At 57.8% G+C, this 13,100-nt stretch carries 10 protein-coding genes; 1 reads left to right on the plus strand and 9 read right to left on the minus strand.

All coding sequences use genetic code 11. From position 1 onward, the window contains the following. The first annotated feature begins 290 nt into the window (after positions 1–290). Positions 291–2,219 (plus strand): ATP-binding cassette domain-containing protein, encoded by a 1,929-nt coding sequence (locus ACMHYW_RS05950; RefSeq protein ID WP_414501308.1) that lies wholly within the window; start codon positions 291–293, stop codon positions 2,217–2,219. Between the two features lie 526 nt (positions 2,220–2,745). Here ACMHYW_RS05950 and ACMHYW_RS05955 read toward each other — a convergent pair. The 9 genes from ACMHYW_RS05955 to ACMHYW_RS05995 form a co-directional block, all read right to left on the minus strand. Further along, a complete protein-coding gene (locus tag ACMHYW_RS05955; protein ID WP_414501309.1) occupies positions 2,746–3,303 on the minus strand; it encodes a universal stress protein in 558 nt (185 codons plus the stop codon). Positions 3,304–3,387: 84 nt separating this feature from the next. Continuing rightward, positions 3,388–3,852, minus strand: a complete 465-nt coding sequence (gene slyA, locus ACMHYW_RS05960; protein ID WP_027705647.1) for a transcriptional regulator SlyA — start codon at positions 3,850–3,852, stop codon at positions 3,388–3,390. 165 nt (positions 3,853–4,017) lie between these two features. Then, complete coding sequence (gene holA, locus ACMHYW_RS05965) at positions 4,018–5,091, minus strand: DNA polymerase III subunit delta (RefSeq protein WP_414501310.1); 1,074 nt, start codon at positions 5,089–5,091, stop codon at positions 4,018–4,020. A 42-nt stretch (positions 5,092–5,133) separates the two neighbouring features. Continuing rightward, positions 5,134–5,688 (minus strand): hypothetical protein, encoded by a 555-nt coding sequence (locus ACMHYW_RS05970; RefSeq protein ID WP_051523989.1) that lies wholly within the window; start codon positions 5,686–5,688, stop codon positions 5,134–5,136. Between the two features lie 80 nt (positions 5,689–5,768). Beyond that, positions 5,769–8,357 carry a leucine--tRNA ligase gene (gene leuS, locus ACMHYW_RS05975; RefSeq protein WP_414501311.1) on the minus strand — a complete coding sequence of 863 codons (2,589 nt, stop codon included), beginning with the start codon at positions 8,355–8,357 and terminating at the stop codon, positions 5,769–5,771. Between the two features lie 422 nt (positions 8,358–8,779). Then, positions 8,780–10,294: an apolipoprotein N-acyltransferase gene (lnt, locus tag ACMHYW_RS05980; RefSeq protein ID WP_414501312.1), complete on the minus strand. Its 1,515-nt coding sequence runs from the start codon at positions 10,292–10,294 to the stop codon at positions 8,780–8,782. A 130-nt stretch (positions 10,295–10,424) separates the two neighbouring features. Next, positions 10,425–11,288 (minus strand): HlyC/CorC family transporter, encoded by an 864-nt coding sequence (locus tag ACMHYW_RS05985; RefSeq protein ID WP_414501313.1) that lies wholly within the window; start codon positions 11,286–11,288, stop codon positions 10,425–10,427. A gap of 198 nt (positions 11,289–11,486) precedes the next feature. Next, positions 11,487–11,963 (minus strand): rRNA maturation RNase YbeY, encoded by a 477-nt coding sequence (gene ybeY, locus ACMHYW_RS05990; protein WP_414501314.1) that lies wholly within the window; start codon positions 11,961–11,963, stop codon positions 11,487–11,489. Further along, positions 11,963–13,057: a PhoH family protein gene (locus tag ACMHYW_RS05995; RefSeq protein WP_414501315.1), complete on the minus strand. Its 1,095-nt coding sequence runs from the start codon at positions 13,055–13,057 to the stop codon at positions 11,963–11,965. The genes ybeY and ACMHYW_RS05995 overlap by 1 nt, the downstream gene beginning before the upstream one ends. Positions 13,058–13,100 lie beyond the last annotated feature (43 nt).

Consider the following 13,100-nt stretch of genomic DNA (forward strand, 5'->3'; position numbering starts at 1 on the left):
CTTTGATGTCTCAGTGGCATCGACGACCCTTCATTATTGTGATTCCCGCGTTCCCGAACGACAGCAGTACGCTGTTCAAAGCGTCTCTTTTCAATAGGTTAGTGCTGATAAAGTGCTATTTTTCACTCGTATGGACACCTCCTGAACGTGAATAAAAAAACCTTATAGAACAGCGCGTTGTTTTTGATGAATAGGGTGTGCCGTGAATATGCGATATCATGATGCCATCGTGAGGTTTTCAAGGTGCACCGAACCTCCCCGTTTTCTGACTGTGAAGTGATATCAGTGTTATGACTTTATTACGTTTGGATGATCTACAGCTGGCGTTTGGCCCTCATGTCATTCTTGACGGAGCCGAGCTTGAGTTGGAAAAAGGCGAGCGCCTAGCGCTGGTCGGCCGCAACGGCGCGGGTAAGTCGACGCTGATGTCACTGATCGAGGGGCGTCAGCAGCCTGACCATGGCACGCTGTGGTACGCGCCGGGGCTCAAGATAGGCTCGCTTTCGCAGCAGTTGCCACCGGCCGAAGGCCGTACCCTGTTCGAAGTGGTGGCCGAAGGGCTGCCGGAGCTGGGGCGTCTGCTGAGCGAATATGACCACCTAGTGGCATCGCCTGATCCGGACATGAAAAAGCTGGAGCGGTTGCAGTCCCAGATCGAAGCGGTGGATGGTTGGACCTACCACCAGCGCATTCGCAATATGCTGGAACGAATGGGGCTGCCCGAGCATATCCTGATGGAAGGCCTCTCCGGCGGCTGGCGTCGTCGCGTAGCGCTGGCGCGTGCACTGGTGGCGTCCCCTGACGTGCTGCTGCTCGATGAGCCTACCAACCATTTGGATCTGGATACTATCCTGTGGCTTGAAGAACAGCTGCAGCAGTTTGCGGGCGCCGTGTTGCTCGTTACCCACGACCGTACTTTCCTTAATCATGTCGCGACCGGCATTCTCGAACTGGACCGTGGCAAGCTGGGCCGCTATCCCGGCAGCTACGACGAATATCAGCGCCGCAAGGAACATGAGCTGGACGTTGAAGCACGAGAAAATGAGCTGTTCGACAAACGGCTGGCGCAGGAAGAGGTGTGGATTCGTCAAGGTATCAAAGCTCGTCGTACCCGCAACGAAGGCCGTGTGCGTGCGCTAGAAGCGATGCGCCGCGAGCGCTCGGACCGCCGTGAGCGCCAAGGTACGGTCAATCTGAGCGTCGATACGGGGGAGCGCAGCGGCAAGCGTGTTGTCGAGGTGTCCCATGTATCGCAGCGCTTCGAAGGTCGCGACGATTACGTTATTCGTGATTTCAGTTTCGAAGTGCAGCGAGGCGATCGCATCGGTTTGATCGGACGCAATGGCGCGGGCAAGACCACGCTGCTCAAGATCCTGTTAGGGCAGCTGCAGCCCAGCGAAGGCAGCGTCAATGTCGGCACCAAGCTGCAGGTTGCCTATTTCGATCAGTTGCGCGCCGGGCTGGATATGAATGCTACCGTGTTTGAGAACGTAGCACAGGGGCGAGACCACATTACCGTAGGTGGCCGTACACGCCACGTTATGAGCTACCTGCAGGATTTCCTGTTCGCGCCTGACCGTGCCCGCCAGCCTGTAAAAGCGCTGTCCGGTGGTGAAGCCAATCGCCTGATGCTGGCCAAGCTGTTCACGCAGCCTGCCAACGTGCTGGTACTCGACGAACCGACCAACGACCTTGACATGGAAACGTTGGAACTGCTCGAAGAGTTGCTGCTGGAGTTCGATGGCACGCTGCTGCTGGTCAGCCATGACCGTTCCTTCGTCGATAACGTTGTGACCAGCGTGCTCGCGTTCGAAGGGGAAGGGCGAGTCGTGGACTACGTGGGGGGATACAGCGACTGGATCCGTCAAGGGGGCAAGCTGCCTCCGCTGGCGCATCAGCACGATACCAATGCCCCTGCGCAGGATAAGAAAGCGCCCGTTGCTGACAAGCCTAAGGCGGAAGCCGTTGCGTCAGCACCTAAGCCACGCCGTAAGCTGTCCTACAAGTTGCAGCGCGAGCTTGAGCAGCTGCCTGAAAAGATGGATGAGTTGGAAACGGCCATTGCCGAGCTAGAAGCGAAGATCAGTCAGCCAAGCTTCTATGAACAGGACAGCGGTACGATTCAGGAAACTCTGAATGCGCTGACCGAACAGCAGCAGGCACTGGACGCGACCATGGAACGCTGGGTTGAACTCGAAGCCATGCAGGATGAAGGCTGACACCTGACGTTATTTCCGCACTTTGCGTGTTTCCACCGTTTTGCTTGCGGTGGAAACACGCGCATTGCCCCGCGATCCCGAGCGAGCGTATTTCCCGCTGTTGTCGGCAACCGATCATATTTTCGCTGAATCCCGATAATTCTTCTTTTAAGTATTGACCTTCCGATGTTGACCTAGAAAATTGTGCTGCCTGCTGCCTGCTGCCTGCTGCCTGCTGCCTGCTGCCTGCTGCCTGCTGCCTGCTGCCTGCTCATCTATGCCACTATGGCTTCATCGCCACCTATGGGGCCACATCGTTTTGTCAGGTATGCATAACCAGCAAGGCTTGAAGTTTCTGCTCATTAAACTTCGTTTTATGAATGCGGGCGTTATCGAAGCGCCTGTGCCATGCAATAACGTGCGCGGCCATGTCTGCTGGAAGGTACGTTTAGGAAGGGGGCAAGGCGTAGAGCTGAAAAAAGCCTAGATAGCAAAAAGCCCCCGAAGCGGGGGCTTTTAAGGTCATCGCAGAAGCGCTGTACCGTGATCAGGCATCAACTTCAACAGAGGTGAGGGCGGCTACTTTGCCTTCATCTGTCTTGGCTTCTTTGACCACTTCATCGACTGACCCTTGGTCATCATTGTCGTCGTTGTCATCGTCGACATCCGGGCCAACGCGAATAGCCAGTACGTCGCATTTAGCACCTTTCAGTACGCCAGAGGACGTGGAGCCAAACAGCAGCGACAGGCCGGTGCGGCCGTGTGAGCCAACGACGATCAGGTCAACGTTTTCTTCCTGCGCAAAACGATGGATCTCGTTGTTAGCGACGCCAACGACGATATGCTGGTTTTCGCGTGGAATGCCAAGCGGATCGGCCAGCGCTGCCAGCTGTGTGCGCGCATGCTGATCCAGCTGTCCCTGCAGTTCGTGCGTATCAACGGGCATATCACCGCTGTAGGCAAAACCAAGTGGTTCGAGGGCGTGGATGACCGATATGCGGGCGTGTTCGTTGCGCTCGGCGATCGGAAGTGCACGCTTGAGTACTCGACGAGAATCTGGTGTCAGGTCAACGGCGACCAAGACATGGCGATATTCATGACTCATGGTGAACTCCTGTGCAGTAAGTGAGCGGCAACAGCACACTCACAGTAATGGCATTATGCGCAACCGCCATCCATTTCGCCAGATTTAGCTGTCCTGCGGGCAACAGCCTCTGTCGTGTTGCTGTTCTAGGATCGCCTGCGTATTGCGCTCGATCTTGCTCAGGATAGCAATAAGGGTCTCTAACTCTTCCGGTGTCAATCCTTTGAGCATTTCTTGACGGGTTTCCGTCACCAGATCGACGATCTGTTCGAGCAAGGGACCCGCCTTGGCCGTCAGATAGATACGTTTGGCTCGGCGGTCTTCACCACACTGCCGGCGTTCCACCAGACCCTGTTCCACGAGCTGGTCGAGTGTGCGGACCAGTGACGGGGCTTCAACGCCAATGAGGCGCGCAAGCTCGCACTGTGACAGGCCGTTACCCGCCTGCCATAGATTGTACAGCGTTACCCAGCGTGTCTGGGTCAGGCCTAGCGGTGCCAGACGATGATCCAGTATTGCGCGCCATTCACGAGGTACCCGACCAAGTCGGAGTCCTAGATTTTCATACATGAGGGGAGAACCATTGTGGATTTTCCGTGCATTTCCCGAATCGGAAAATGCTTCTCTATTCTCTCATGTTAAAGGCAATGCGTTGTTCATGTCACCCGCTATTTGTCAATACATGAACGCATATGAGGTGAAATAAACTGAACGCATGCTTACTCAACAGTGAGATCAAGCTCGAACGCGATAGGCTGCAGGCCACTCGGTCAGTGGGCCCCGGCCACCCGCCAGCGTCAGGATCACGTCGTCGAGCCCCTGCCAGATGGGCAGCGTGCCTCCGCCCTTGATGGTGAGATCAAGGCGCTGCGCGAAAAGCAGCAGCTTGTGTAGCCGAGCGCGAGGCAGACGACTCAGTGCCTGCTGGTAGAGCGGGCGTCGCCGCTCGGGAATGCTTGGACGCTGGGCCTTGCAGGCCTGATCCAAAGACTGTCCCTGCTCGACGTGCTGGTGAAGCGACAGCAGCGTACGCAGTTCGCGGGTAATGGCCCACAGGATGATGGGCGGTTCAATACCTTCGCCTTTTAGGCCTTGCAGAATGCGCAGGCTGCGGGGGCGATCGCCACCCAGCCAAGCATCGCTCAGCGTGAATACATCGTAGCGGGCGCCTTCCTCGATATACTGCATCAGCGCATCGGCGGTGATGCGGATGCCGGGTGTCATCAACAGCTGCATGCGGGCCAGCGCTTGGTCGGCAGCCAGCAGGTTGCCCTCATAGCGTACAGCCATGAGTGATGACGCGTCCTGATCAAGCTCAAGGCCGTAACGGCCGGCGCGCTGTTTGATCCACCAGCCCAATCGTTTGAACTCGATTGGCCAGATGGCAACGAAGACGCCGCACTCTGCCAGTGCCTTGAACCATTGGCTTTGCTGTGTGCGGTAATCAAGCCGACCTGCGCTCAGCAGCAGGATGTTGCCGCTATCGCGGGCACCTGCAGCATAGGCGGCCAGTGCTTTGCCACCTTCCTGTCCGGGCGACTGTGTGCCCATGCGCAGCTCAATCAGCTTCTGATCGCCAAACAGCGACATGCTGCTGGCGCTTTCTGTGAGCTGCTGCCAAGCAAAGCCATTTTCGACCTGCAGAATATCGCGCTCTTCGATGCCTTTGTCGCGCACATGGCGGCGTACGGTATCGCAGGCTTCCATATGCAGCAGGGGTTCTTCGCCTGCTACGATATAGACGGGGGACAGACCCGCCTGCTGAATATGATCATCGAGCCTGTCGGGGTAGACCTTGGTGATAGCCATGAGGGCCTAATCGTCTCGGCAGAGAATAAATACGGGAACGTCTTACTTGCCTGTCGCGCCGGTATCGTTGAGTGTGCGCAGACGTTCGACAAGCTGTGCAGCGGCTTCATCGGTGATGGTGATTTCGACGTGGGCACGCTGATCGTCACGCTGCAGTAGCTGGCGGTCGCTGGTTTGGTACGAACCACGCGTTGTGATGCGTTCCTGGCCGGTGATGTAAGCGCCATCGCTTACGCGCTGCAGGGTGTAGGGCACGGTCAGGGTTACTTCACGTTCCTGATCGCTGCTGCCGCTATAACCGACGCTGGATTCGCTGATACGCGTTTCCGCAACGTTCAGACGGTAGGATGCTGCGCTGCTTTCACGCACTCCCGCGCTTAGCAGGCGCTCGCGGAGATCGCGGGCCAGTCTGTTCTGCGGGGTGTCATTGGTGATCGCAAGATCAATCTGCTGAATCTGCAGACGTGTTGAACTGGAGAGACCGCGCAGTTGGAAACCGCAGCCTGCCAGCATCAGGGTGCCGCCCAGTGTGAGGGCGCTCAGGCCCAGCGCAAGGCGTCGAGTGGCTGTGCCGAAAAACGAAGATCGGGTATTCACGCTTCACTCCTTGAAAATCGTGCCCGGCCTCTCACGCGAGAAGCCGGGCGTCATTGCCGATCAATGGTCGGTCATCGTGCTTAGGACGCGACGATGTTGACCAGCTTGCCTTTGACGACGATCACTTTACGGATGGCCTTGCCTTCGAGGTGACGCTGTACGTTCTCGTTAGCAAGGGCTTCGCGTTCCAGCGTATCTTCGTCAGCGTCGGCGGACAGTTCCATCTGTGCACGACGTTTGCCGTTGATCTGGACGACGACAGTGATGATGTCGCGCGCCATGGCCGCTTCATCGGCTTCCGGCCATGTGGCGTCGATGACCGGCGTGCTATGGCCCAGCTCGAGCCACAGGGCATGAGCGATGTGCGGCGCGATCGGTGACAGCAGCAGGATAGTCGCTTCCACGGCTTCGCGCGCTACGGCCAGCCCTTGAGCACTGGTATCGTCGAAGCGGGTGATGGCATTGACCAGCTCCATAACAGCAGCAATCGCCGTGTTGAACGTGGTGCGGCGACCGATATCATCCGTAGTTTTCTGGATGGTCTCGTGCGTCTTACGGCGCAGTTCGCGCTGTTCATCGTTCAGCGCATCAACGTCGAGCGCTTCAATGGCATGGCCTTCGCAGGCTGCCAGATGGTCAGCGGTCATCTTCCACAGGCGCTTGATGAAGCGGTGCGCGCCTTCGACACCGGCATCGGACCATTCCAGCGACTGTTCGGGCGGTGCTGCGAACATCATGAACAGACGTACGGTATCTGCGCCAAAGCGGTCGATCAGCGACTGCGGGTCGACACCGTTGTTCTTCGACTTCGACATCTTCTCGGTGCCACCGATGGTGACCGGCTGACCGTCGGCTTTCAGCGTAGCGCTGAGGGCACGGCCCTTGTCATCGTTTTCCACGTCGACTTCAAGCGGGTTGTACCAGGTCTTGCTGCCGTCAGCTTCCTCGCGGAAGTAAGTGTCGGCAACAACCATGCCCTGTGTGAGCAGGCGCTTGAACGGTTCGTCGCAGTTCACCATGCCGAAATCGCGCATCAGCTTGTGGAAGAAGCGAGCGTAGAGCAGGTGGAGAATCGCGTGCTCAATACCGCCGATGTACAGGTCGACCGGCAGCCAGTAGTTGGCGCGCTCGTCCAGCATCGCTTCTTGGTTGTCGGCACAGCAGAAGCGTGCGTAGTACCAAGAGGATTCCATGAAGGTATCGAAGGTGTCGGTTTCGCGAGTCCAGCCGTCACCCAGCGAGTAGAAGGTGACCATTTTTTTCAGCGGTGAACCACTGGCGTCGATTTCGACTTCGAGCGGCAGCTCTACGGGCAGCTCATCGTCGGTCAGCGGCTTGGTTTCGCCTTCCGGACCATACTTGATCGGAATCGGTGTGCCCCAGTAGCGCTGGCGTGCGACGCCCCAGTCGCGCAGACGGAAGTTGACACGAATTTCGCCGCAACCTTCCTTCTCGAGACGTTTGGCGATGGCATCGAAGGCATCGTCGAACAGCAGGTCATCGAATTCGCCTGAGTTGATCAGCTGACCGTGCTCGGTATAGGCCCCTTCGGAAACGTCAGGTTCGTTGCCGTCTAGATCCGCGATGACCGGCTTGATCTTAAGGTCGTATTTCTTCGCGAATTCCCAGTCACGTGCATCGTGAGCCGGTACGGCCATGACGGCACCGGTGCCGTATTCCATCAGTACGAAGTTGGCGATAAAGATCGGCAGCGCCTCACCCGTCAGCGGATGAGTGGCACGGTAGCCCGTGTCCATCCCTTTCTTTTCCATCGTGGCGATATCGGCTTCGGACGTGCCGCCACGACGGCATTCCTGGCAGAAGGCCATGATGTCGGGGTCAAGTTCGGACGCCAGCTTGGCCAGCGGATGATCCGCGGCGACCGCCAGATAGGTGACCCCCATGAAGGTGTCGGGGCGGGTCGTGAAGACCTTGAGGTGCGCGTTGGCTTCAGGAACTTCAGCAACGTCGAATTCGATTTCCAGACCGCGGGACTTGCCGATCCAGTTGCGCTGCATGGTCTTGACCTGCTCCGGCCAGTCCAGCTGATCAAGGTCTGCCAACAGCTCTTCGGCGTAATCAGTGATACGCAGGAACCATAGCGGAATTTCACGACGCTCTACGCGAGCACCGGAACGCCAGCCGCGGCCGTCGATGACCTGTTCGTTGGCCAGAACGGTCTGATCGACCGGGTCCCAGTTGACCGTCGAGTTTTTCTTGTAGACGAGACCCTTTTCGACCAGACGAGCGAAGAACCACTGCTCCCAGCGGTAGTAGCCCTTGTCGCAAGTTGCGAACTCGCGGCTCCAGTCGTACGCAAAACCGAGTGCCTTGAGCTGATCGCGCATGTTGCCGATGTTCTCGTAGGTCCACTTGGCGGGTGCGGTACCGTTCTTGATCGCTGCGTTTTCAGCGGGCATCCCGAAGGCATCCCAGCCCATGGGCTGCAGGACATTCTTGCCGCGCATGCGCTGGAAGCGCGCAATGACGTCGCCTAGCGTATAGTTGCGTACGTGGCCAACGTGTAGTTTGCCGCTAGGGTAGGGGAACATGCTCAGGCAGTAGTATTTTTCCTTCAGGTCGTCTTCGACGGCCTTGAAGCTCTGATGAGATTCCCAGTACTGCTGAGCAGACTGTTCGATATCGCGCGGTGAATAGTGTGTATCCATGATTCGGTCTGAATGCCTTGCCGTGGAAACGAAGACCGTAATCGACGATCACGCCGCTACGGCCAGTTGACGGTAAAGAAAGAAGGCGCCAGTGGGGACGCGGAAAATACGACCCCGCAGTCAACGACATACCCCTGCCACATAGCGCCGCCATGATGCCTCTAGCATACCGCACAATGGGCCTGTAGTGACAGAGGTTGCGAGGGTTGCGCTCACTTTATGCGACGATGCTGGGCAATGATGATGATGTTCCGCTCATCTCGGAGCCGTTCACAGCGATGCACCATTCCATCTGAATTGCACAGAAGGCGAATGGTATGGCGATACCTAGGCATGGGTAATGTATTAAAAAGCCCCTCTCTTTTCTGCATTGGCAAGAAAAAGAAGGGCTTTTCGTTAAGGCGTGAAATGTAGTGAGACGATCAGTGCCGGTGACGGCGAACGCCGAGTGCTCCGGCAATGCTCATCAGTGCTGCCAGCAGCAAGGTGGGGCGGCTACCCGTCTGGGTATACGGTGTCAGCCCTACCATCGGTTGTGCTTGTGCTGTCAGTACGCCCGGCTGGAACTGCGGCAGCGTGGCGATCAGGTAGCCTTGCGCATCAACGACGCCGGTCAGGCCATTGTTGGTGGCGCGCAGCACATAGCGGTTGTTCTCAAGCGCACGCATCTGGGCCATCTGCATGTGCTGAAGTGGGCCGAGCGAGGCCCCGAACCAGGTGTCGTTGGAGACCGTTACCAGCATGTCGGCCGCCTGGGCACGCTCTCGCACCAGCTCAGGGAAGATGATTTCATAGCAGATGGCGATGCCCAGTTTCACGCCATGCAGCGTAACGGGAGCCGGGCTGTCTTCACCCGCTGAAATATTGGACGGCGGAATGCTCATGATATTGAGAATTGGCCCCAATACATTCGAGAGCGGAATGTATTCACCGAAAGGTACGAGGTGATGCTTGTAGTAGCGCTGGAGCTCATGGAGTGTATCGCGCTCGGCCAGTGCTACCACGCTGTTGTAAACCTGGCGGTTGTCGTAGGTCAGCATGCCGGACATCAGCGCGGTGTGTGCGGGTAGCGTCTGCTGGATGCGCTGCATGACGGGCAGGGCTTCCGTGTTCCACATCGGCAGCGCAGTTTCTGGCCAGATCACAAGGTCGGCTTGTGTGGCGTGTTGAGTCAGTTCTGCATAGCGAGCGACGGCTTGGTACTGGCCCTCGGGCTCCCACTTGGTTTCCTGAGCCAGATTCCCTTGCACCAGCGCCACGTTGAGCGGTTGGCCCGCGGGGTGTGCCCACTGACGCGGCAGCAGTGCACCAAGGCACCATACAGCGATCAGTCCGGCGATGGCACCTAGCCGCTGCAGGGGCTGAGCACGCGCTTTGCTGCCGTGATAGAGCAATGCCCCGCTCAGTGCAACCGCCAAGCTGACCAGATAGACGCCGCCAAGAGGGGCGTAGCCTGCTAGGGGAGAATCCACATGAGCGGTACCCACCAGTAGCCACGGAAATCCTGTCAGTACCCAACCGCGAAATGCTTCGCTGACCAGCACCCACAGTCCGGCAAAGCTAAGGGCGGCATACAGACCTGCGCCAAGAGGGATCAGGCGGCGATAAAGCAGGCCATGCAGCGCGCTGAACAGCCCCAGCCCGACGCCAAACAGGGCGGCCACAAGTGCCGCCATCGGCATTGGCATGCCGCCATAGGTATGCATAGAGACATACACCCATGACGCACCGCTGACGAACATGCCGCTGCCGAATAGCCAGCCGCGCCAAAAGGCACCGCGAAAGCGAGGAGTGTTCAGTAGCCCGCAGTACAACGCGAGGGCGAATGGTCCTAGCCACCAGGCATTGAAAGGGGCGAAGGTCAGGGTCATCACGCCGCCTAGTAGCAGCGTTAGGAGGTCAGCCACCCGGGGATGGCGAAGCAGGGACAAGGGCATGGAGGGTATCTCTTGCCAGAAGTGAACGGGATAAAAGTCGAGATCGTGCAGCTTAGACCACAGTGAACAGTAAAAAGCCTCCTGCTGGCGGGCAGCAGGAGGCTTTCTGACGGACCGTTACGAACGAGGCCTACGCGTGCGGAGCCGGCGGTGTAGCTTTCAGCCAGCGAATGCGGCGGTTATCCGCACTCATTACCGTAAAGGTCCAGTCGTCGAGAATGGCCGTCTCGTTGCGTTCGGGAAGGTGACCGAAACGCTGCATGACCAACCCGCCGATCGTGTCGAACTCTTCGTCGGAGAATTCTGTGTCGAAGCGTTCGTTGAAATCCTCGATCGACAGCTGCGCCTTCACGGCAAAGGTGCCGTCGCCCAGGTCGCGTATTTCGTCGTCGTCTTCGATATCGTGTTCATCCTCGATATCCCCCACGATCTGCTCGAGTACGTCTTCTATCGTGATCAGACCCGCGGTGCCACCGTACTCGTCGACCACGATAGCCATGTGGCTATGCGTGTCGCGAAAATCACGCAGCAGGCTGTTGAGACGCTTGGATTCCGGCACGAACGTTGCGGGACGAATCAGTGAGCGCAAATCGATCTGAGCGCGCTCTTCTTCCGACCGGGTGATCAGCGGCAGGAGGTCCTTGACCAGCAGTACGCCCTGAACCTCATCAAGGCTATCGTCGATCACGGGGTAGCGAGAGTGTGCCGTGGCCTTAATGATGGGCAGCAGCTCATCCGGGCGCTGATCTATCTTCAGGGCCACGATCTGGGAGCGCTGAATCATGGCTTCACGCACCTGCTGATCGCTGATGTTGAAAGCCCCCTCAATGATGGTCATGGCATCCGGATTGAGGTTGAAGCGAGGGCCGGTTTCGCGAAGGAAGGCCAGCAGCTCATCGCGGTTGCGTGGCTCATCGTTGTCGTTTGAAAAAGCACCGAGCAGTTTTTCAAGCCAGTTTCTACCGTTCTGACTACTCGATCGGTCATCGCTCATGGCGGAATCTCTTGTCCTCGGATCGTAAAGCGGGCGCGGATCAGGATAAAGGGCGCACCGCCGCGGTGTTGCGGAAAACGCACTGTCCCAGCTTAGCCGACCCAGTGCAGGGGCGGCAGGTCATGGATCAGTGTTCACAAAAATAACATCAAATCAACGCAGTGGAAGAGAGGAAATACCCTTGTCTATCGCAGGATATCAGCGCTCGTCTTTGTAAGGGTCGTCTATGCCTAGCGACGCCAGCAACCGACGTTCCAACGTTTCCATCTCTTCGGCTTCGTCTTCTTCGATATGATCATACCCCATAAGATGCAGGCAACCGTGCAGCGTCATGTGCGCGAAATGATCGGCTAGCGTCTTGCCCTGCGCTTCGGCTTCTCTGGCCACAACGTGAGGGCTGATCACCAAATCGCCCAACAGTGGAATGTCGATGCCCGGGGGCGCTTCGAACGGGAACGATAGCACATTCGTCGAAGCGTCTTTGCCGCGATAGGTGTGGTTTAGCTCGCGACTTTCGCTTTCTTCGACAAAGCGTACGGTCATCTCGTTGCGTGTTTCATCCGGATGCGCTTCGAACGCCGGGATCAACCAGCGTTCGAGTACATCCTGCGACGGTAGCAGCTGTTGATCAAAGTCCACTGCGTATTGCACGTCGATTTCGGGTACCACTGCCATCAGTGCGTGTCTCCACTGTCATCATGGCGAGAGGCCATGGCTTCCACTCGAGCTGCTTCGCGTGCCTGACGGCGACGCTCACGCTGTTCTTCTTCCTCGCGGGCGTCCTGTTCTTCATGACGATCGTAAGCGTCGATGATGCGCTGCACCAACGGGTGGCGTACGACGTCCTTGGACAGGAAGCGCGTGATGCTGATGCCCGGCACGTTATCCAGTACACCCAGTACGTGGATCAAGCCGGAACGTGTGCCGCGCGGTAAGTCGACCTGCGTCACGTCACCGGTCACGACGGCGGTGGAGCCGAACCCGATACGGGTCAGGAACATCTTCATCTGCTCGCGTGTGGTGTTTTGGCTCTCATCGAGAATGATGAACGAGTTATTCAGCGTACGACCACGCATATAGGCCAGCGGTGCGATTTCAATGGTCTGGCGCTCAATCAGCTTGTTGACCTGTTCAAAGCCGATCATGTCGTACAGCGCATCGTAGAGCGGGCGCAGATAAGGGTCGATCTTCTGTGCAAGGTCACCCGGAAGGAAGCCCAGCTTTTCGCCAGCTTCGACCGCAGGGCGAACCAGCAGTATGCGCTGTACCTGCTGCTGGTTGAGCGCTTCCACCGCTGCCGCTACGGCCAGATAGGTCTTACCGGTACCGGCAGGTCCCACCCCGAAGTTGATGTCGTGCTTGCGCACTTCGCGGATGTATTGCTGCTGATTGCTACCGCGGGGGCGGATCATCAGCTTGGGCGTTCTGATGATGACATCGCCATCTTCAACTGTGTCTTGCTGCTCTTCGGCAGGTGCTTCGGACATACCCGTTTCCTGCAGGAAGAGGTGCACCATGTCCGGGGTGATGTCTTCGCTTTCCGTCTCGCGGTACAGCTGTTCCAGTAGACGAGCGGCTAGGCGCACCTGCGCATTGGCGCCTGCCAGCTGGAACGCATTGCCGCGGTTGCGGATCGTTACGTCGAGGCGCTGTTCGATCTGCTTGAGGTGTTCGTCCTGCTGTCCCGAAAGACGAGCAAGGCGCATAGGGTCATTGGGTTCGAGCGTGACATGAAGGATGCGACGTGAAGTGGCAGCGTTCTGGCTCAAGAGTACCGTCCTGAATATGGTTGCAAAGGCGCACGACTATCGC

Source organism: Zymobacter sp. IVIA_12111.31 C1, from assembly GCF_047495495.1.
Classification (GTDB): domain Bacteria; phylum Pseudomonadota; class Gammaproteobacteria; order Pseudomonadales; family Halomonadaceae; genus Zymobacter.

Coding starts and splice junctions, on each gene's coding strand:
- ACMHYW_RS05950 (WP_414501308.1), top strand. CDS start 291: ATGACTTTATTACGTTTGGATGATCTACAGCTGGCGTTTGGCCCTCAT.
- ACMHYW_RS05955 (WP_414501309.1), bottom strand. CDS start 3,303: ATGAGTCATGAATATCGCCATGTCTTGGTCGCCGTTGACCTGACACCA.
- slyA (WP_027705647.1), bottom strand. CDS start 3,852: ATGTATGAAAATCTAGGACTCCGACTTGGTCGGGTACCTCGTGAATGG.
- holA (WP_414501310.1), bottom strand. CDS start 5,091: ATGGCTATCACCAAGGTCTACCCCGACAGGCTCGATGATCATATTCAG.
- leuS (WP_414501311.1), bottom strand. CDS start 8,357: ATGGATACACACTATTCACCGCGCGATATCGAACAGTCTGCTCAGCAG.
- lnt (WP_414501312.1), bottom strand. CDS start 10,294: ATGCCCTTGTCCCTGCTTCGCCATCCCCGGGTGGCTGACCTCCTAACG.
- ACMHYW_RS05985 (WP_414501313.1), bottom strand. CDS start 11,288: ATGAGCGATGACCGATCGAGTAGTCAGAACGGTAGAAACTGGCTTGAA.
- ybeY (WP_414501314.1), bottom strand. CDS start 11,963: ATGGCAGTGGTACCCGAAATCGACGTGCAATACGCAGTGGACTTTGAT.